This is a genomic window from Enterococcus casseliflavus (assembly GCF_029215545.1).
Classification (GTDB): Bacteria; Bacillota; Bacilli; order Lactobacillales; family Enterococcaceae; genus Enterococcus_D; species Enterococcus_D casseliflavus.
The window spans coordinates 650,727-671,538 of record NZ_CP119393.1; the positions used below are offsets into that span (position 1 = coordinate 650,727).

Here is a 20,812-nt window from a genome sequence, read left to right on the forward strand (position 1 = left end):
TGACAGCAAATGCAATGGGGGTTTCGATGGTACGGGGAAGGGGATACGATCCCGTTAACGAATATTCGACAAATTCCAGGAATGCACGGCATTGTAGGAACACTTCTGAATAAAATGCCCGGAGATGTCTGGGAGATTTCCGAAATCAACGCACTAAAAGCATCAATTGAAAAAGAGCATCTTTCGCTATTAGGGATTGAGAGTGTCGCGATCCACGATGCGATCAAAGCTGGAACAGAGGAACGGGATCACTACATCGATCAATATATTCAAACGATTCGGAATTTAGCAGCTTGTGATGTACATATGATCTGCTATAGCTTCAAACCAATCTTCGGCTGGGCCAAAACAAATCTATTTTATCAAAACGAGGATGGCAGCTTCTCCTTGCTCTATGATCAAGCCGTTGTGGATGATATGGAACCTAGTGAGATGTATACGCTGATCCATAGCCAATCAAAAGGCTTTCAATTGCCAGGTTGGGAAGAAGAACGACTGAAAAAGTTCCAGCGTTTGATGGCAACTTATGAAGGGGTCACTCAAGAAATCCTCTTTGATAACTTAAGCTATTTCTTAAAGCGGATCATTCCTGTGTGTGAAGAAGTAGATGTGAAAATGGCGATCCATCCCGACGATCCACCTTGGGAAATTTTTGCCTTGCCACGAATCACCAAAAATTTAGAGGACTTGAAAAAAATCATGGACATCGTGGATTCGCCTTATAATGGGGTAACGTTGTGCACCGGTTCGTTAGGTGCCGATCCAGAAAACGACATGGTGGAGATCGTTCATGCTTTAAAAGGACGCATCAACTTTGTTCATTTCCGCAATGTGTTGTTTATGGGAGAACGTAAATTTAAAGAGTCCGCCCATCTGTCCACCGAAGGATCATTAGATATGTATGCCATCATGAAAGCCTTGGTTGAGGTCGGTTTTGATGGCGTCATCCGTCCAGATCACGGGCGGACGATCTGGGGGGAAGTGGCGATGCCAGGCTATGGTCTGTATGATCGCGCGATTGGGATCAGTTATCTTCAAGGGCTGCATGAAGCCGTCTTGAAAGAGCAAATGCAATCGAAGGAAACGAAGGGAGGAAAGAGTGTATGACACTCGATGAACAATTGGCAAAAACAAGAGTATTGCCTCTTTACACTGCAAAAAATCTTACCTATTTGCCAGTAGTAGAATCACTGTTGATCGAACATGAACTACCCTTTATTGAAGTGACCTTCCGCAGTGACCTTACTTTAGCAGCGATTGAAAAACTCTCTCAATCAGGTAAATTGATCGTAGGCGCAGGCACGGTGCGCACCTTAGAACAAGCGAAAGCAGCAGTTGAGAAAGGGGCTCGCTTTATTGTTTCCCCTGCTCTTGTACCTGATGTGGTGGAATTTTGTCTTGCCGAAAACATTCCAGTGTTTCCAGGAACAGCTACCCCAAATGACATTCAACGAGCAGCGGCTTATGGCTTATCAGTTGTGAAATTTTTCCCCGCGGATATCTACGGGGGCTTGCCGGCGATCAAAGCCCTCAGCGGTCCGTTTTATGATATTCGATTTGTCCCAACTGGCGGAATTAACCTCGAAAATATGCAAGACTATTTATCTGATCCGCAAGTGCTAGCAGTTGGCGGTTCCTTCATTCTTTCAGAATCACTAGTAAAAGAAGGTCGGGAAAAGGCTGACAGCCATTTGGCGCATGTAAAATCATTGCTAAGTTGAGCAGTCAGCTGTAAATAAACAAGGTGAAGCAATGGGTGCCAAAAGATTTTGGTACCATTGCTTTTTTATTCGCAGAAAAGTAAAGGAGGCTATAGGATGAAAAAGATAAAACTGGTGATTTTTGATATGGACGGTTTGATGTTTGAAACAGGTCGTCTAGCTTACCGCGCTTATTTAAGAGCCGCGGAGGAATATGATTTTGAAGTTTGCCAAGAAGTTTATTATTACCTGACTGGCAGAACGGAAGCAGATATTCGTAAAGGGATGCAGGATCTTTATGGCAATCAAGTACCAACGGATCGGTGGCGAGAAGCGATGAATCGTCAGAAAGAAGTGATTTTAGCTGAAGAAAAACGGGTATTCAAAAAGCTCGGCCTTCTTGAACTGTTGGAAGCATTAAAAAAACAAGATTGCTTGATAGCCGTGGCATCCTCTTCATCAAAAGAAAAAATCAAGGCGTACTTTGAAATGGAACAGATGCCAGATTGGTTTGATACGGTGGTTTCTGGGGATCAAGTGCGAAAGGGCAAACCTGATCCAGAAATCTTTCTAACAGCTTGCCAACAATTAGGCGTAAAGCCTGAAGAAGCCTTGGTATTAGAAGATTCTCTAGCTGGCATAAAAGCCGCAAAACAAGCCGAGATCCCAGCTTTTCTGATTGCGGATGATTTGAGTGCTTTGCCAGTCAAGAAAAATGGGAAGTATCCTTTGCTTAAACAGCCAAAACTTGAGCAAGAAGTAGCTGCACAGGTGAAAACTTTTTCTGATCTGACGAAAGTCAAAGACTGGCTCGTCGTGAATCATTTTTCTTGGGATTGATCGATATTCCAAGAAGTATCAACAAAGCAAAAGGGTATGAAGCAAGAAAGTACGGTGTTTTAAAACAGGCATAGTTTTGTGGAATCAGTAAAACAACAAAGGTTCATTTTGGCAATTGGTTTTTTCCTGCTCATTTCTCTATGAAGAAGGGGGAGTTAGAGCGTTTTTCACTAGTTTCTAGGAATGAGGCAAAAGGCTGGCTAGAAAAACGAGTAAGATTGTAGCAGCTCACTTTACAGCTAAGTGAAGCTGCTTTTTTTACGCTATTCCTTCAGCAACGAAAAATGAGCATTGTGTTTTAAACGGTATTCTTTTGGCGTCAGTGAGGTCAATGCTTTGAAATTTCGATTGAAGGTTCGCACATTTTGAAAGCCTGCTTGTTCTGCTACTTCCGTAATCGGCAAGAGACTATGGGTCAGCAAAAAAGAGGCATGGCGTATTCTTGCTTGATTCAAAAGCCGAGGAAAGGTGCTTTTCAATTTATCGGTGATCATTCTGGAAACGTAGACGCTGCTATAACCGATACTGCTGCTTAGTTTTTCGAGCGTCAGTTCTTCTTTGAAGTGGGATTCGATGTAAACAAGTAGCTGGATCAGGATATCCTCTTGATTTTTGGCTGGTAATAAAGTCGTTTGGTATTCAAAAAGGTAAAGGACTTGATACAGTGCCGATTTTCGTAAATAGAGGGAATCCGTTTCAAATAAAGGATAGTAGAGCTGCTTGGCAACAGATGAATCAATGGTGATCACCGGATCTGACAAAGCGAAATCTTTCGTTTTGGCGTAAAAATCTGGAATATACTCAGGTGAAAACACAAGAATATGCAATTGTGATTCCTTAGGGGTTTCAATGGCATGAGTCTGATAAGGCATGACTAATAACACTTGGCCTGTCGTAAGGACATAGGGACTTTCTTCGATTTTGACAACCGCTTCGCCATCACTACAAAAAAGCAATTCAAAGGAGCGATGAAAATGTTCCATGTAATTAAGCGAGTAAGGATGGTAACTGGAAACGCCTAGGTATTCGCCGAAATGGTATTCTTCTAAAATGGTCACGCGATCTATCCTCCATTTTTTGTCTATCGATGTGTGGAAATCGTCCTGTGAATGATAGCGATTTCATTCTATAATTATGACAGTTCAGCTGAAGAAAGTAAATAGAACAATGATTAGTGAATATTTTTAAAATGAGCTGTAGCAGCAAGTTTCTTTTTTTTGTTAGGTATATTAGTAAAGAAAACTTACTAACTGAATGAAGCTCATTCATACTGACACTCAGTTGAACCACAAAATGCCAAAAAGGGAAAGAGGAGGAAATTTTTTTGATTACCAATCCAATACTAACAGGCTTTCATCCAGACCCGAGTATTTGTCGTGCAGGAGAAGATTATTACATTGCTACGTCGACCTTTGAATGGTTTCCAGGTGTGCGCATCTTCCATTCGAAGGATTTGAAGAACTGGCGCTTGATCAGTACACCAGTCAATCGTGTCAGTCAGTTGAATATGCTGGGAAACCCAGATTCTGGGGGTGTTTGGGCGCCAAACTTAAGTTACAGTGATGGTCGTTTTTGGTTGATTTATTCAGATGTCAAAACACAATCTAATAGTTGGAAAGATGTGAACAATTATTTGATCACCTGTGAAACCATTGATGGGGATTGGTCAGAACCAATCTATATGAATTCTTCTGGTTTCGATCCCTCGTTATTTCATGACGACGACGGCAAAAAATATTTTCTGAACATGGTTTGGGATTATCGCCCGACAAACCATTCCTTTTACGGGATCGCTCTCCAAGAGTTTGATTGGCAAGCCAAGAAATTGGTGGGGCAGCCCAAAATCATCTTCAAAGGAACAGAGCGCAAATTGACGGAAGCACCGGTTATGTATAAAGTGAACGGCTATTATTATTTATTGACGGCAGAAGGCGGCACCAAGTTTGAACATGCAAGTACCATCGCTCGTGGGACACACATCGAAGGGCCTTATGAAGTTCATCCTCAAAACCCTCTGATCAGTTCCTGGGGACAGCCAGAGATCCTGCTACAAAAAGCTGGCCATGGTTCATTTGTGAAAACGCAGACCGATGAATGGTATTTTGTTCACTTAACAGGGCGAGCGCTGAAGTATCCAGAAACGCCCCTCTTAGAAAATCGCGGCTATTGCCCGCTCGGACGAGAAACAGCGATCCAGTCTGTTTATTGGGAAAATGATTGGCCGTATATCACAGGCGGAAACTTTCCAAAAGAGGAAGTCCCACAGCCACAGCTGCCCGAACATCCGTGGGAAACAGAATCAGGCTTTGATGATTTTGAAGAGGCGTCGTTGGCACCAGTGTTTCAAACCTTGCGGATTCCTTTTTCTGAGGAAATCGGTAGTTTGACCGCACGACCAGGATACTTGCGCTTGTATGGGCGAGAGTCGTTCAATTCCTTGTTCCATCAAGCACTGGTGGCAAGAAGATGGAGCGATTTTCGTTTCGAAGCAACGACTGCCGTCGAATTTTCACCGACCTCGTTTCTACAGTTAGCAGGCATGACGAATTACTACAATACACAAAACTGGTCGGCGATCTACATCACTCATGATGAGACGAAAGGCAGAATCATCACTGTATTGACAAGCGAAAAGGGCCAACTGAAGAGTCAAAAAGCACCAGAAGTTGTGATACCAGCCGATGTACAAACAGTCTACTTCAAAACGATCGTTCATTATGCCCACTATCAATACGCGTACTCATTTGATCAAAAAGAGTGGCAGGTCATCGATCAGCTATTTGACAGCTTGCAATTGTCTGACGACTATGTAGCAGAACATTACGGTGGGTTCTTTACAGGGGCTTTTGTAGGGATGTTTGCGATCGATACGACCGGCAATCGTTTGGCGGCTGATTTTGATTCATTTGACTATCAAAAAATCGAGGAGGAAGAAAGATGAAAAATTGGAAACGGGTCTTACAAACAGCGTCATTGGCGGGCTTAGCAGCTTTTATGCTTAGTGGCTGCGGGAATGGTTCTGGAAACAGCAGCTCAGATAATAGCGCAACGGGAAGTAGTGGCAAGGATGAACTCGTGGTTTGGACCTTTACTTCAGAATTATCAACGATGATCAATGATTACTATTTGCCGGCGCATGACGACTTGGCCTATGACATTCGGATCGTGGAGATTCCTTCTGACCAATTCGAGACCAAGCTCGATCCGATTCTCGGTTCCAAAGATGCACCAGATGTGATTGCTTTAGAATCTGCCTTTGTCAAAAAATATGTGGAATCAGGCATGATGGCAGACCTTGGTTCACTGGGGCTTGATGAAGCCGCGGCAGATACGTATCAATATGTCAAAGACGTAGGGACTTCAAAAGACGGGGTTCTTCATGCCTTGGCTTGGCAAGCTGCTCCTGGCGGGTTTTATTACCGGGCATCGATGGCAGAAGAGCTGCTAGGAATCGATGATCCAGCGGCTGCGCAAGCGGCATTGTCAGACTATGACAAGTTCTATGAGCAAGCCAAAGCAGTCAAAGAAAAAAGTGGTGGAACCACCTATATGATCTCTAGTGTCCAAGATTTGGCAAAGCCTTTTTATGGACAACGCGAACATGGCTGGGTTGAAGACGGCAAATTAGTGATCGACGACAGTTTGTATGACTTGTTGGATGTATCACGAAAATTTGTAGAAGAAGGCCTGACACAAGATACAGAAGGACAATCAGAAGCTTGGTTTGCTGGAATGAATGGCGACAATGTATTCGGTTATAGTTTGCCGACATGGGGACTGCACTATTGGTTAAAACCAAATGCGACAGCTGCCGATAACTCCAGCTCAACAGAAGGCGACTGGCGCATGATCCAAGGACCTTCGTCGTGGTTCTGGGGCGGCACATGGATCGGTGCTACGGCAAATTCTGAGATGCAAGAAGAAGCTGCGCAATTGGTGGCTTACTTGACCACAGATCAAGCATTTTTAAAACAATGGGCCGAAGATACCGGTGATTTTGTATCAAATGAGCGAGTCGTTGAAGAAATTAAAGGCGAATATGAAGAGGAATTTTTAGGCGGTCAAAACCACTATGCAGAATTTGCCGATATGGTTCAAGACATCAACGCGAAAATTCTGACCGAGTATGACCAGACGATTGAAACCCTCTTTACGGATAGTTGTTTGACACCATATTCAAAAGGTGAAGTGGATCAGGAAACGGCGATCCAAAACTTTAAAGATGCGGTCGTCAATGCTTATCCAGATGTTCAAGTAGATTAGGTGTTGTTGAAACCGACACCGAAGACGGGGTCGGTTTCAACCTTTTCTAGGTACTATGCGCTGCTCAAATGGCTTGTCTTTACAGGCAGAAGTTGGCAGTAGAAGAAATAAATATCAGGGGGATTACGATGCAGAATAAGAGAAGATTTGAACAGTATCATCGCTATGGGCTATTATTTATCGCACCATTTTTTCTAGCATTCTTGGTTTTTCAGCTTTATCCAATTCTCTATACGATTTACCTAAGCTTTACGGATCTAAAAGGGTGGAATCCAGCTGCCAATCTTGTCGGACTGGATAACTATTTTGCGATTTTTCGCAACCCGTTATTTTTAAAATCGATCAGCAATACATTTATTTTGTGGGGCGTAAACTTTGTCCCTCAAATTGGCTTGGCTCTGTTGCTGGCGGCATGGTTTACCAATATCAAGTTGCGCTTGCGGGGGAAAGGCTTCTTCAAAGTCGTTTTTTACTTACCCAACATCATTACTGCCGCTTCAGTAGCAATCTTATTTTTCGTTTTGTTCAGTTTTCCGTTAGGTCCGATCAACCTAGTCTTGCAGCATTTCGGTGTTTTGGACCAGCCCTATGACTTTTTCCGTAGTGAAACGGGCACTCGGCTGATCGTTTCCTTTATCCAATTTTGGATGTGGTATGGTCAGACAACGATCGTTTTGGTTTCGGGCATTTTGAGCATTGATGATGCTCTTTTTGAATCAGCAATGGTCGATGGAGCCAATGATGGTCAAATTTTCCGCAAGATCACGCTGCCTTTGTTAAAACCAATCTTGCTTTATACATTGGTGACGTCTTTGATTGGCGGCTTGCAAATGTTCGACATTCCTTTTTTGCTGACAAACGGCAATCCCAACAATAGTGTCTTAACGATCACGATGTTTATCTACAACCAAGCCTTTACCGGGAGTCGGAATTTCAACGTTGCCGCAACCGCGTCGGTGCTATTATTGGTACTTTCGATCGTATTAAGCACGTTATTGTTTCAATTTTTCAAAGAAAACAGCAAAGTGGGGCGAAAATAAATGGAAAATAGCTATCGAGCAAAACGATTGTTGATCTATGTCTTTTTGGTGTTGCTGACCATCTTAAGTATTCTGCCGTTTTGGGTCGTCTTAGTCAATGCGACCCGTTCAGCAGAACAGATCCAGCAAGGGCTGTCCTTGTGGCCTGGCGGTAATCTCCAATACAACTGGTCCGTCTTAATGGGCAGAGGCTTCAATGTTTTCAATGGATTTAAAAATAGTTTCTTGATTGCGGCTGGCGCTACCGTTCTCAATGTATATTTTTCGGCATTGACAGCTTATGGCGTGATCGCCTATGAGTTTCGTGGCAAGAAAGTCCTGTTTGCTGTCATTCTTGGGCTGATCATGATTCCTCAGCAAATTAGCATGATCGGTTTTTATCAATTTATGAATCGCTTAGGGCTCTTAAATAATTTTCTGCCATTGATTTTACCAGCGATCGCATCACCTGCTACCGTTTTTTTCTTAAAGCAATACTTAGAAACGATCTATCATCCTGATTTGGCAGATTCTGCTCGTTTGGACGGAGCCGGCGAAATCAAAATTTTCCATCGCATCATGTTGCCCTTGATGAAACCGGGCTTAGCCACCATGGCGATTTTCTCGTTCGTGACCTCGTGGAATAATTTCTTGATGCCCTTGATCTTGATCAACGATACGGAAAAGTATACGTTGCCGATGCTGGTCCAATTGCTGAAAACTGATGTTTACCGTACTGAATTTGGCAGTATGTATCTAGGGATTTCATTAAGTATTATTCCTTTGCTACTGATTTACCTGTTTCTATCGAAATACATCGTGGGCGGTGTGACGGCTGGCGGAATCAAAGGATAGCGATACCCTTTTACCAAAAGAAAACGCTGGACTGAGTTTTCAGTCCAGCGTTCATTTAACGGATCGCACGGGAGAGATCAAGTGCCGCAAAGCGCAAATCGTTGATATTCAAGAAATGTTTCGCGACTAAAACGTTACCGCCAAACAGCGGGGCTTGATCGCCTAATCGGCTGTTTTTGATCTTCGTGTTTTTGGTGAACTGGCTGGTCAATTTTTGCTGCAGCGCCAGTAATAAATCAGGAATTTTGCGATAGACCGAGCTGTTGATATAGACTTCTTCGGGATCAGAAAAAGTGATGACATTGTTTAGCCCAATACTAAGAAACTCAACATTTTGTTGCGCCAATTCGACTGCTGATTTTTCTCCGGCATGATAGGCTTGTGCAAAGGTATCCGAATTAACGAACGCTGTTTTTGTATAGTGACTGTAGGTGTCAAACAAGACTTTGTTCGAGGCATATTGCTCTAAGCAGCCTCGATTGCCGCAAGGACACAAGTTGCCGTGAGGAAAGAGCGTAGAATGGCCAACTTCCCCCGCCATGCCGTGAGTACCGGTTTGTAGCTGCCCATCAACGATGATTCCGACACCGATCCCGCTATGGACGCTGACGCTCAGTAAATTCGTGGAATCAGAAGAAAAACAGTACTCGCCTAAAGCCGTCAGATTGGCTTCGTTTTCTATATAGACCGCCGTATTGTATTTTTGGCTCAAAGGGGCGATCAAATCAAAGTGTTCCAAGTTGTAGTAGGGGGCAAAGGTGACCGTCTGATTATGAACGATGCCGTGGATCGCCAAACAGATTCCTACTAATCCATGAGTGGTTTGCGGCATTTGCGGCCAAAACTCTTTCATCATGGAATCGATCGTCGCCAGTACATTTTCTTTGGTGATCAATTCATGGGAATGGTCGGCAGAGGCGATCATCTCGCCATTGATATAAGAGAGCATCCCTCGAACATAGTTATACCCGATGTCAAAGGTAACAGCTAAGCTGCTACGGTGATTGAATTGCAATTGAATCGGTTTGCGACCACCGATCGAAGTGGAATCACCAATGCCGACTTCGCGTACGAAGTCCGTGTCGATCAGTTTTTTGGTTATTTGAGAAACAGACGCTTTATTGAGATGGGTCAAATTTGACACTTCCGCTCGTGACACATTTTCATTGTCAATGATCGTCTTCAATACAGCCGCTTCATTTTGTTCGCGTATGCCCATTTTATTGATAATCATGTGTACTCCTCTTCGTAAATGTGATTAGTGTTAGTTTACCGTGCAAATTAATAATGTGCAAGCTGAAGAATAAAGAAAAGACGCAGAATGTAGGAGCAGTAGTTTGAGAAGGAAAAACTATGAAAGATTCGTTGGAAGCGCTTGACAGGAATGCGAGAATCGTTTACTATCCAATTAGTTAGTTTTGAATGCTAATTAACCATTTGAGAGTCAATGGTTAACTGTTTCAAACAGAGGAAGGAGAGAAGAGATGGCTTATTTTTTAGGGTTGGATCTAGGAACAAGTGCGTTAAAAGGCTTAGTTTTTGATCAAACCGGGGAACTCCAAGGAACAGCAAGTGCTGACTATCCATTGTCATCCCCTAGACCGGGGTTCAGTGAGCAAGAGCCGGTGCATTGGCAAGAGGCGGCAGATAAGGTAATCAAAACCTTGATCCAGCAGCTTCCAACGCTGCAGAAGGAATTGATCGGCATCAGCTTTTCTGGACAAATGCATAGTCTAGTTTTATTGGATGAAGAAAACCGAGTCATTCGTCCGGCAATATTATGGAATGACGTTCGAACCACCAAACAATGCCAAGCGATCATGGCATCCTTCGGAAAGAAAATAAAAGCAATCACCAAGAATATTGCTTTGGAAGGGTTCACCTTACCAAAAATTTTATGGGTCCAAGAACACGAGCCTGAACATTGGCAACAAGTTCGTCACATGATGCTGCCAAAAGATTACTTGGCTTTTTGGCTGACTGGGAACTATTCGATGGATTATTCCGATGCAGCGGGTACGTTACTGCTGGATATCGAAAAGAAGTGCTGGTCTGAAGCCATTCTAAAAAAATTCGCCATCGCATCGGATTTACTGCCGCCGCTTTTTGAATCAGCAGCGCCTGTAGGGCAAATGCGAAAAGAGCTGCAAGAAGCCTTTGGGTTTGAACAAGAGGTGACGATCTATGCAGGTGGCGCAGACAATGCCTGTGCTGCATTAGGTTCAGGGATCATCGCCGAAGGTGTCGGCATGGTGTCGATTGGCACGAGCGGTGTGTTCTTATCCTTTGAAGAAGCGCAAGAGGTTGATTATCAAGGAGATCTACACCTTTTCCGTCATGCGATCAAAGACAAGTTGTATTCAATGGGGGTCACGTTAGCCGCTGGAAATTCCTTAAGCTGGTATCGTGATACGTTTGCCCCCAACCAATCGTTTCAGGAATTGCTTTCAGCGATCAGTGAGGTAAACCCAGGGGCAGAAGGCCTGCTGTTTACGCCTTATATCGTGGGCGAACGCACACCGCATACCGACAGCCAAATCAGGGGTAGTTTTATCGGCATCGACACACGGCATCGCGAAAAGCATTTCAGTCGTGCGGTCTTAGAAGGGATCACCTTCTCTTTGAAAGATTCCCAAATGATCATGGAAGAACGGGCACAGCGGAAATTCACCCAGATCGTTTCTGTGGGGGGCGGTGCGAAAAATGCCGAATGGCTGCAAATGCAAGCCGATATTTTTAATGCAGAAATGCTGACTTTGTCTACTGAGCAAGGTCCAGGTATGGGCGCAGCAATGCTGGCAGCAATCGGCAGCGGCATTTATCCAGATGCAGGTGCCTGTGTTAACGCCTTTGTCAAATACGGCAAGGCCATTGCACCGATTCCTGAAAATGTCGCCAAATACCAAGAAATTTATGCGATCTACCGCACAGTCTACCAACAAACCGCCCCTATCTGCCATGCATTGGCGCAAATCGAGTAGCGTAATGGCAGCAGGCAATCTACTTGATCAAAGCGAGGAATCGTTTTTGGTTCTAAATGATTGGAAACAAGTAAGTTAGTTTATTACACTAAAAAACATAAAATGGAGGCAACAACAATGACTTATTTCCCAGAGATCGAAAAAATCCGCTACGAAGGTCCTAAAACAGACAATATGTTTGCATTTCGCCACTACGATGCCGAAGAAGTTGTTTTAGGCAAGAAAATGAAAGATCATCTACGTTTTGCAATCGCCTATTGGCATACGATGACGCAAGACGGCTCTGATCCTTTCGGCGCACCTGTCAACAAACGGACGTGGATCGGTGACACCGAAATGGAAACGGCGAAAAATCGAGTAGAAGCTTTCTTTGAGATTTGCGAAAAATTAGGGGCAGAGTTCTTCTGTTTCCATGATGTTGACGTGGCACCTGCAGGAGAAACGTTAGAAGAATTTTTCCAAAACTTAGACGAAATCACCGATTTGATCAAAGAAAAAATGGAACAAACGGGAATCAAACTATTATGGAATACAGCAAATATGTTCTCACATCCTCGTTTCAATAACGGCGCTGCTTCCACCAATAATGCGGAAGTTTATGCGTATGCGGCAGCCCAAGTCAAAAAAGGCTTAGACATCTCGAAAAAATTAGGCGGCGAAAACTATGTCTTCTGGGGTGGCCGTGAAGGCTATGAAACCTTGTTGAATACAGACATGAAATTTGAACAAGACAACATTGCCCGTCTATTCAAAATGGCGATCGCTTATGGCGAAAAAATCGGTCATAAACCTCAGTTCTTATTAGAGCCGAAACCAAAAGAACCATCAAAACATCAATATGATTTTGATGCAGCGACAACGATGGCCTTCATTCAGCACTACGGCTTAGAAGGAGATTTCAAATTAAACCTAGAAGCCAATCATGCAACATTAGCTGGCCATACCTTTGAACATGAAATCGCCGTTGCCCGTAGCTATAACGCATTAGGCTCACTGGATGCCAACCAAGGAGATATGCTGTTAGGGTGGGATACGGATGAATTCCCAACCAACGTCTTTGACTCGACACTTGCTTTATACGAAGTCTTAGAAAACGGCGGCATCGCACCGGGAGGAATCAATTTCGATTCTAAAGTCCGTCGTTCGTCATTTGAAATGGAAGATCTGTTGTTAGCCCACATCGCTGGTATGGATACGTATGCCCGAGCGTTGAAAGCAGCAGCGAAACTAAAAGAAGACCGCTTCTTAGACGAGTTGAAGGAAAAACGGTACGCCTCTTTCCAAGAAGGCATCGGAGCGAAGATCGTTGCTGATGAGGAAAGCTTAGAAACACTGACAGATTACGCATTGGCGCATGATCAAATCGAATTAGAATCCAGCCACATTGAATATGTGAAATCTCGTTTGAATGATTACCTGTTTTAATAAGAAACGACTGTCGTTCTGAGGAGCGGCAGTTTTTTCACCTAAAAAATATCTTTTGGCAATTGTTACGAATCAACCAAATTATGATACGATAAAATGTAACCGATTTATTTCGGTTTAGGAAATGAAGGAGGCAACTTGATGTTTCACACAAACTTAGATCCTTTCCCAGAAAACTTCTTATGGGGGGCAGCTTCGGCGGCCTATCAAATTGAAGGTGCGTGGGCAGAAGACGGCAAAGGTCCGTCGATTTGGGATACCTATGCCCAAATTCCCGGCAATACCTTTGAGGAAACCAACGGCAAAGTGGCGATCGATCACTACCATCGATACAAAGAAGATGTTGCCTTGATGAAGCAAATGGGCTTGAAAGCCTATCGCTTCAGCGTGGCGTGGTCGCGAATCTTGCCTGATGGCGAAGGCGCGGTCAATGAAGCGGGTGTGGCGTTTTACGAAAAGCTGGTGGACGAATTGCTTCGGCAAGGAGTAGAGCCGATTTTGACGCTGTATCATTGGGACCTTCCTCAGGCTTTGCAAGACAAATACCAAGGATGGGAAGGCCGAGAAACAGCAGAAGCATTTGAACGGTATTGCCGAATCCTTTTTGAACGCCTAGGAAAGAAAGTCACCTATTGGGTCACCATGAATGAACAAAATGTCTTCACTTCTCTTGGGTACCGTTGGGCGGCACATCCGCCGGGCTTGAAGGACTTAAAACGGATGTATGCAGCCAATCATATCATCAACCTTGCCAATGCTAAGGCGATCAATTTGTTCCATGAGCTGGTTCCTCAGGGCAAGATCGGTCCAAGTTTTGGCTATGGCCCGATGTATCCGTTTAGCTGTGACCCAGAAGATGTGCTAGCAGCAGAAAATGGCGAAGCCTTCAACAACGCATGGTTTTTAGATGTCTATTGCAAAGGCGAATACCCGAAATTTGTCTACAAGCAATTAGCCAAAGTTGGCTTGGCTCCTGAAGTCACTCCAGAAGATCAAGCACTATTAAAACAGGCAAAACCTGATTTCTTAGGAATCAATTACTATCACGGGGGGACGGCCCAGCAAAACAATTTGCAAAAGCAGTCAGCTGAAAAGAAAGAATTTTCTAAAGTCGATCCGTATTTGATGCAAGCGGCAGCTGGTGAGTTCTCACCCGAAGAAACCATGTTTGCGACAGCAGAAAATCCTCACTTGAAAAAAACAGATTGGGGCTGGGAGATCGATCCCGTTGGTTTCCGTGTAGCCTTGCGCCGCATCCAAGCCAATTATGACTTGCCGATTTTTATTACTGAAAATGGGTTAGGCGCTATCGATCAATTGACAGAAGACAAGCAGATCCATGATCCATACCGCATTACCTATTTGCAGGAACATCTGGTGGAATTGCAAAAGGCCATTACGGATGGGGTTGAGCTGATCGGCTATTGTGCTTGGTCCTTTACAGATCTACTAAGTTGGTTGAATGGATACAAAAAACGCTATGGGTTTGTTTATGTCGATCGCGACAATCAAAGCGAACGTCAGTTGGCGCGCATCCCGAAAGATAGTTTTTATTGGTATCAAGAGGTGATTCGCACCAACGGGGCAAGTTTGACAAGTGAAACATGATGTAACGAAGGAGTAGCTGAAAATGGAGGTTGGAAAATGCGTAAAGTGTTGATCGTTGACGATGAAGCATCGATCCGAAATGGGCTACCTCTGATCATCGATTGGGAACGTCTGGGGTATCAAATCGTCGGGTCGGCGGAAAACGGCGAAGCTGGCTTGGCGATGATCCGCGAATTGAAGCCAGATGTTGTGATCGCTGATATCCGTATGCCGGGAAAAAATGGTCTTGAGATGGTGCAAGCAGCATCGGAGGAAGGGCTTTTGTTTTTTGCCATTATTTTATCCGGCTACTCAGATTTTGACTATGCCAAGCAAGCGTTGCAACTGGGCGCTGTGACCTATTTGCTGAAACCAGTTGACGAAGAAGAGCTGATCGGTATTTTGACGAAAATCGATCAAAAAGCCAAGACCGATCAGCAGAAAAATCAGAAGAGTCAGTTGATGGAGAAATTGTTTGGCGGGGATCAAACGGGAATCAAAGACGCACAAGCCATCAAGCTATTGCGTCTTTCCGAGGAGGCAGATGCCCAAAAGCTGGTTGAGAAATTGCAGGAGCAAGTGGCGCAAGTCGTCACCTTGATCCATCGACATCATCGGTATTTGGTTCTGTTAAACGAGGAGCGCTTTCCCGACGAGGCGATCGATGCGTGGTGCCGCAAAAAAATGGCTCACCAAGAAATCTTGATCTCCCGCTGGTTTGCGGCGCAAGATAACTTGAAGCCATTGATGATCGATATCCAGACATTAAGTAAATTGATTTTCTTATTTCCCAATCAAGTCATTTCTCACCATGTTTTGGATACGACGCAAGAAGCAGAAGAACGAAGTGATTTGCGTGAAGAATTAGTCAAGGCGATTTTGGCAAACGATCCGTTAGAACAGCCGTTATCCCGCTATTATCAAACCTTTTATCATTCATTGGCATTGGAAGAAGAGATCAAATGGCAAATCAATGGCGACATCGAATGGCTGCAGCATCAAATCAGTGAAAAAGTAGCCTTAGTAATCAAATGGTCGACAGACGAAGTGCATCAGCAGATTTTTCTCGCCCAGACGTTTCCAATGCTGCAAGAGGTAATCACCGCAAAACTAACAGACTTGCAAGCAACAGTCGCCAGCAGTTTGAACCAAATCGATATCATTGCAGAATTGATCCAATACACGAAAAAGCATTATCAAGAAGATTTGACCTTGAAAAAAATCGGGGAACGTTTCAATTACAATAGTGCCTATCTAGGCAAGAAGTTTCGCAAAGAAACTGGGAAAAATTATTTGGCGTTCTTGGATGAAGTTCGAATGGAAAAAGCGGTGGAAATCTTGCGTCATTCCAATCTAATGGTCTACGAAGTTGCTGAATTGGTGGGCTACAGCAATGTTGATTATTTCTACAAAAAGTTCAAACAATACCATCAGGTTTCACCGAATGAGTTTCGGAAAACATAAGAAAATTCGCTGATACATGAGCAGCTATTTTTCAGGAAAACAGTCCATCGCATAGGCAATGAAAAGAGAAATTTGTGAAAAGAAAAAGCGGCATTACAGGTTCGCATGGCGGCAGCAAGAGACAACACGTCTTTTTTTGTCGCCATTTTTTTGAATAATCTCGTCAGAAGCTCATACAAGAAAATGCTTTAAAAAAGCTATTGACGTCGTTTTCATTTTGAAGTATAGTAAGTGCATCGGATCGTTACTGATAATGCAGGCGTGACCACAGGTATGAGATTTTCTCCATTCGTTTGTTTTGGAAAAAGATCATAACTAGTTGGTGACGTTATTTTTTTGTTTTATTTTAGGAGGTGTTGACCATGGAAATCGTCAAAGTATTTAATAATAATGCTTCATTAGTCCTGAACGACAATCACCAAGAAGAAGTTGTGATGGGGAGTGGCATCGGCTTTGGTTTGAAGCCAGGCGACACTGTCGATCAAAAGAAAATAGAAAAGCGATTCATCATTAACGACCAAAAAAGCATTGCAGATTTGGAACAGCTGCTTAAACGGATTGAATATCGTGATCTGCAACTGGCCAGCGATATTTTAAAATTGTTTGAGGAAGCGTTTCAATGCGAAAGCAATCCTGCACTGCTAGTGGCACTTGCAGACCATATCGGTTTTGCTCTGACGAGGGCAAGAGAAGGGATGAAAATTCAAACACCCTTAGAATGGGAATTAAAGCAGGTGTACCCGAAAGAATATGAAATTGGTCTTCAAGCGGTTGAGCTGATGCAAAAGCGAACACATCTGAATATTCCGCAAGATGAGGCTGCTTTTATTACGCTGCATTTCGTGAATTTTTTAGGCGATAACAACGGAATGGAAGAAACAATGCTGATTTCCAAAGTCATGAAAGATATTTTGACGATCATCAATTATCATTATGGCAAAGAATTCAGACAAGACTCTATTTATTTTTCCCGATTCATCACTCACATTCGCTACTTTGTTAAACGACAGATGAGCAATGAGCTACCAGCTCAACCAGCGTCTAGTTTATTAGATGTGATTCAACTGAAATATCCGTTGGATTATGAGTGTGCTATGAAAATCAAGCAATTTCTGGAAAATAGGTATCAATGGGAAATCACTGAAGATGAAGTGTTGTATTTAACCTTACATTTAAATCGATTGGCATCTTAACGGATCGTTACTGGTAAAGCAGGCGTGACCTAGAGTGAGCACTCAAACGAGTCTTTTGTTTGAGGTGTCTTCTAGATCACGCTTTTTATTATACGCAAAAGGAGAATAACTATGAAATTTGAAAACGAAAGTGCCGCGATCATTCGCTTGATCGGTGGTGAAAAAAATATCGACAGCTTGGTTCATTGTGCAACGAGATTGCGTTTTGGCTTAAAGGATGACACCAAGGCCAATAAAGGGGAACTTCAAAAACTGCCCTATGTGATGTCTGTTGTACAAAGCGGAGGACAATATCAAGTCGTAATCGGCAGCAATGTATCAGAATATTATGCGACGATCTCAGCTATGGCTGGGTTATCAGATCAAGAAACAGGTTCTTCGAAAAAAACAGGTTTTAATTTGAACGCCGTATTTGAAATTATCTCAGGTGCTTTTTCTCCTTTAATTCCTGCTCTAGCAGGTTCGGGGATGCTAAAAGCACTGCTGACGGTTTTGACCCAATTGAATTGGTTATCAGCAGAATCTTCTACTTATGTCATTTTGAGTGCCGCGAGTAATGCAATATTTTATTTTTTACCGATTTTCTTAGGGATCACGTTGTCGAAAAGATTAGGTGCCAACATGTACGTTGGCGGTGTGATTGGTGCAGCATTATTGGAACCTCAGTTTACTGGGTTGATTGGCGTGGAAAATACAAATTTCTTAGGGATACCAGTTCAAGCCGTGGACTATGCCACAACCCTATTTCCGATTTTTGCGGCTATTTTTATTTATCAATTTGTAGATAAATTTTTGAAAAAGATTATTTATAAAGACATTCAATTGTTTGCCGTACCAATGCTTAGTTTGATGATCATGATTCCATTGACCGTTATCCTTTTTGGTCCATTCGGCACCTTTTTCGGGGATCTTTTATCAGGAAGTGTAATGTGGTTATTTGAAAAAAGCCGGATCCTTTCAGGCATCGTTTTAGGCGGCGGGATGACCTTCATGGTTATGTTTGGTTTGCACTGGGGCTTTACACCTGTAACGTTAGATAATCTGACAAGATTAGGTGGAGACCCTATTGAAGGAATGGCATTGGCCGCTGTTTTTGCTCAAATCGGGATTGCAGTTGGCTTCTTCTTACGAGCGAAAAAACATTCGAAAATGCGGGCTTTGGCAGGCCCAGTTGCATTGACTGGCTTCTTTGCCGGCGTGACAGAGCCCATCGTCTATGGGATTATTCTTCGTTACAAAAGACTTTTGCCGATCGTAGCTATTTCCGGTGGTTTAGGCGGAGCGGTGTTAGGCGCTTTTGGTGTGACGATGAATGCGTATGTTTTCCATAATATTTTTTCCTTGCCTGTTTACAGTCCTTTGGTGGGCTATCTGATCGGAATCACCGTTTCATTGTTGTCAGGTGCTTTACTGGCTTATTTCTTCGGCGTGAAGGAAAGCGAACTGACAGAATTTGAAGCAGAGCCTGAATCAGAGGTAGAAAGTATCTTAACCAATGCAGCAACTCCGATTTACTCACCGGTAAAAGGACAAGTGATGCCTTTAACAGAAGTGGAAGACGATGTGTTCGCCAGCGGAATCGCTGGACAAGGAATTGCAGTCATCCCCGATGAAGGAATCATTCGGGCACCTTTTGCGGGCACTGTTGTTGCTGTTTTCCCTTCTAAACATGCGATTGGTATCAAATCTGATCAAGGGGTTGAATTATTGATCCATGTCGGGTTGAATACCGTGAATCTAAATGGTGAGTTTTTTGATGTTAACGTCGAAAATGGTGCGACAATTGCCCGAGGAGATCGTTTGTTGACCTTTGACCGGCAGGCGATTCTGGACAAAGGCTATCAATTATCGACACCCGTGATCGTTACAAATTGTGGACCAGATACAGTAATCGAGTACGAAACAACAGCCGGAACAATTAAAACAGAAGGGATTCTGTTTACCGTAAACAACGAAGGATAGGAGTTTGAAATGAAAGAAAATTTTTTATGGGGCGGTGCGATCTCCGCTCATCAAGTGGAAGGTGCTTGGCAAGAAGGTGGGAAAGGGATCAGTATTGCCGATGTGATGACAGCAGGCACGAAAGATCGGCCTCGGAAAATTACCAACACAATCTTGCCTGAGGAATATTACCCGAATCATGAAGGCATTGATTTTTACCATCGTTACCCGGAAGATATCAAACTTTTTGCGGAAATGGGTTTCAAAGCTTTGCGAATCAGTATCGCATGGACACGAATTTTTCCTTTAGGAGATGAACAACTACCGAACGAAGAAGGGCTGTATTTTTACGATCAGGTCTTTGACGAGATGCAAAAATATGGAATAGAACCTGTTGTGACGTTGTCTCATTTCGAGATGCCCTATCATTTAGTTGAAACCTATGGGGCTTGGCGCAACAGAAAGATGATCGGATTTTTTGAACGTTTTGCGCAAACTGTAATGGAACGCTACAAAGAAAAAGTGCGGTATTGGCTAACATTTAACGAGATCAACAATCAGCGGATCATCGATAATCCAATTTACAGTTTTACCAATTCTGGTGTGATCTTTGACGAGGATGAGGAGAAACTAGCAGGCATGTACCAAACTGCTCACTATCAGTTTGTTGCTTCAGCTCGTGTCGTCACAGCTGCGAAAAAAATCAATCCTGAGTTTCAAATTGGCTGCTGTTTAGCTGCCACGCCTAATTACCCGCTGACTTCTGATCCTCGTGATCAATTGTTAGCACAACAAGAAGATAATAATCAACTCTATTTCACAGATGTACATGTCCGTGGACACTACCCAAAAAGAATTCTCAATGAATGGCAGAAAAAAGGGTACACGATCGATGTGACAGAAGCCGATCTTGATGATTTGGCAAACGGCACCGTTGATTATATCGGTATTACTTATTATTTAAGCAATACAGTATCTACCCGCTCAGATGCAAACTATCTACATGATCCTTTGTTGGGCAGCAGTGTGCTAACAACGAATCCTTATGCAACGATGACGGAATGGGGCTGGACGATTGACCACATGGGATTGCGCTATATGCTGAATCTCTTGCAGGACCGTTATGAACTGCCGATTTTTATTGTGGAAAATGGCTTTGGTTTTAATGACCAAATGACAGAAAGCGGCATTCATGATCCCGAACGGATTGACTATCTAGCTGAACACATCAAACAAATGATGCTTGCCATCGAGGAAGACGGCATTGATGTGATTGGGTATACAGCATGGGGCTGTATTGATCTCATCTCATTTACCACAGGTGAAATGCGAAAAAGATATGGGTTTATCTATGTAGACCGTGACAATGAAGGGAATGGTTCGTTTGATCGAATCAAGAAAGATTCTTTTGATTGGTATAAGGAAGTCATTGCTTCAAATGGAGCAATGCTGAAATAAAAAAGAAGTATCCTATTGCCTATCGGAGACAGAAAAAAGCTAATTTTTATAGTAAGAAAGTCTATTCTAAGAAGTAGGCTTTCTTT

At 43.3% G+C, this 20,812-nt stretch carries 16 protein-coding genes; 14 read left to right on the forward strand and 2 right to left on the reverse strand.

The annotated features are described in order from the left end of the window. Window positions 1-9 precede the first annotated feature (9 nt). From uxuA to P0G38_RS03140, 3 genes are all read left to right on the forward strand, one after another. The gene (gene uxuA, locus P0G38_RS03130) at window positions 10-1,107 is read left to right on the forward strand and encodes a mannonate dehydratase (protein ID WP_275854013.1); all 1,098 of its coding nucleotides are present in this window, start codon (window positions 10-12) and stop codon (window positions 1,105-1,107) included. Next, window positions 1,104-1,721 carry a bifunctional 4-hydroxy-2-oxoglutarate aldolase/2-dehydro-3-deoxy-phosphogluconate aldolase gene (locus tag P0G38_RS03135; RefSeq protein WP_275854014.1) on the forward strand — a complete coding sequence of 206 codons (618 nt, stop codon included), beginning with the start codon at window positions 1,104-1,106 and terminating at the stop codon, window positions 1,719-1,721. Before uxuA ends, P0G38_RS03135 begins: the two co-directional genes overlap by 4 nt. 96 nt (window positions 1,722-1,817) lie before the next feature. Further along, the gene (locus P0G38_RS03140) at window positions 1,818-2,540 is read left to right on the forward strand and encodes an HAD family hydrolase (protein ID WP_159160724.1); all 723 of its coding nucleotides are present in this window, start codon (window positions 1,818-1,820) and stop codon (window positions 2,538-2,540) included. A gap of 263 nt (window positions 2,541-2,803) precedes the next feature. On the opposite strand, the gene P0G38_RS03145 is transcribed toward P0G38_RS03140, so the two are convergent. Further along, window positions 2,804-3,598 (reverse strand): helix-turn-helix transcriptional regulator, encoded by a 795-nt coding sequence (locus tag P0G38_RS03145; RefSeq protein ID WP_275854015.1) that lies wholly within the window; start codon window positions 3,596-3,598, stop codon window positions 2,804-2,806. A 266-nt stretch (window positions 3,599-3,864) separates the two neighbouring features. Here P0G38_RS03145 and P0G38_RS03150 point away from each other — a divergent pair, with 266 nt between their 5' ends. The 4 genes from P0G38_RS03150 (at window position 3,865) to P0G38_RS03165 (ending at window position 8,677) form a co-directional block, all read left to right on the forward strand. Further along, on the forward strand, window positions 3,865-5,481 hold the full coding sequence (locus tag P0G38_RS03150; protein ID WP_159160725.1) for a glycoside hydrolase family 43 protein: 1,617 nt from the start codon (window positions 3,865-3,867) through the stop codon (window positions 5,479-5,481). Further along, on the forward strand, window positions 5,478-6,803 hold the full coding sequence (locus tag P0G38_RS03155) for an ABC transporter substrate-binding protein (protein ID WP_275854016.1): 1,326 nt from the start codon (window positions 5,478-5,480) through the stop codon (window positions 6,801-6,803). The genes P0G38_RS03150 and P0G38_RS03155 overlap by 4 nt, the downstream gene beginning before the upstream one ends. Before the next feature lie 128 nt (window positions 6,804-6,931). Continuing rightward, entirely contained in the window at window positions 6,932-7,843 is a 912-nt protein-coding gene (locus P0G38_RS03160; protein WP_034858631.1) for a carbohydrate ABC transporter permease, read from the forward strand. Continuing rightward, window positions 7,844-8,677: a carbohydrate ABC transporter permease gene (locus P0G38_RS03165; protein ID WP_005228444.1), complete on the forward strand. Its 834-nt coding sequence runs from the start codon at window positions 7,844-7,846 to the stop codon at window positions 8,675-8,677. A 55-nt stretch (window positions 8,678-8,732) separates the two neighbouring features. Here the strand turns inward: P0G38_RS03165 and P0G38_RS03170 are convergent, their stop codons facing one another. Further along, window positions 8,733-9,911: an ROK family transcriptional regulator gene (locus tag P0G38_RS03170; protein WP_275854017.1), complete on the reverse strand. Its 1,179-nt coding sequence runs from the start codon at window positions 9,909-9,911 to the stop codon at window positions 8,733-8,735. A gap of 250 nt (window positions 9,912-10,161) precedes the next feature. Here P0G38_RS03170 and xylB point away from each other — a divergent pair, with 250 nt between their 5' ends. The 7 genes from xylB to P0G38_RS03205 all read left to right on the forward strand — a co-directional run bounded on the left by xylB (window position 10,162) and on the right by P0G38_RS03205 (window position 20,726). Next, a complete protein-coding gene (xylB, locus tag P0G38_RS03175; protein WP_275854018.1) occupies window positions 10,162-11,658 on the forward strand; it encodes a xylulokinase in 1,497 nt (498 codons plus the stop codon). Between the two features lie 117 nt (window positions 11,659-11,775). Beyond that, window positions 11,776-13,083, forward strand: coding sequence for a xylose isomerase (gene xylA, locus P0G38_RS03180; protein ID WP_005228447.1), 1,308 nt, complete (start codon window positions 11,776-11,778; stop codon window positions 13,081-13,083). A 141-nt stretch (window positions 13,084-13,224) separates the two neighbouring features. Beyond that, window positions 13,225-14,691, forward strand: coding sequence for a glycoside hydrolase family 1 protein (locus P0G38_RS03185; protein ID WP_060791443.1), 1,467 nt, complete (start codon window positions 13,225-13,227; stop codon window positions 14,689-14,691). 36 nt (window positions 14,692-14,727) lie between these two features. Further along, complete coding sequence (locus P0G38_RS03190; protein WP_275854019.1) at window positions 14,728-16,134, forward strand: response regulator; 1,407 nt, start codon at window positions 14,728-14,730, stop codon at window positions 16,132-16,134. A gap of 362 nt (window positions 16,135-16,496) precedes the next feature. Further along, on the forward strand, window positions 16,497-17,327 hold the full coding sequence (licT, locus tag P0G38_RS03195) for a BglG family transcription antiterminator LicT (RefSeq protein WP_010749938.1): 831 nt from the start codon (window positions 16,497-16,499) through the stop codon (window positions 17,325-17,327). 111 nt (window positions 17,328-17,438) lie between these two features. After that, window positions 17,439-19,289, forward strand: coding sequence for a beta-glucoside-specific PTS transporter subunit IIABC (locus tag P0G38_RS03200; protein WP_275854020.1), 1,851 nt, complete (start codon window positions 17,439-17,441; stop codon window positions 19,287-19,289). Window positions 19,290-19,298: 9 nt separating this feature from the next. Continuing rightward, window positions 19,299-20,726, forward strand: coding sequence for a 6-phospho-beta-glucosidase (locus tag P0G38_RS03205; RefSeq protein WP_275854021.1), 1,428 nt, complete (start codon window positions 19,299-19,301; stop codon window positions 20,724-20,726). Window positions 20,727-20,812 lie beyond the last annotated feature (86 nt).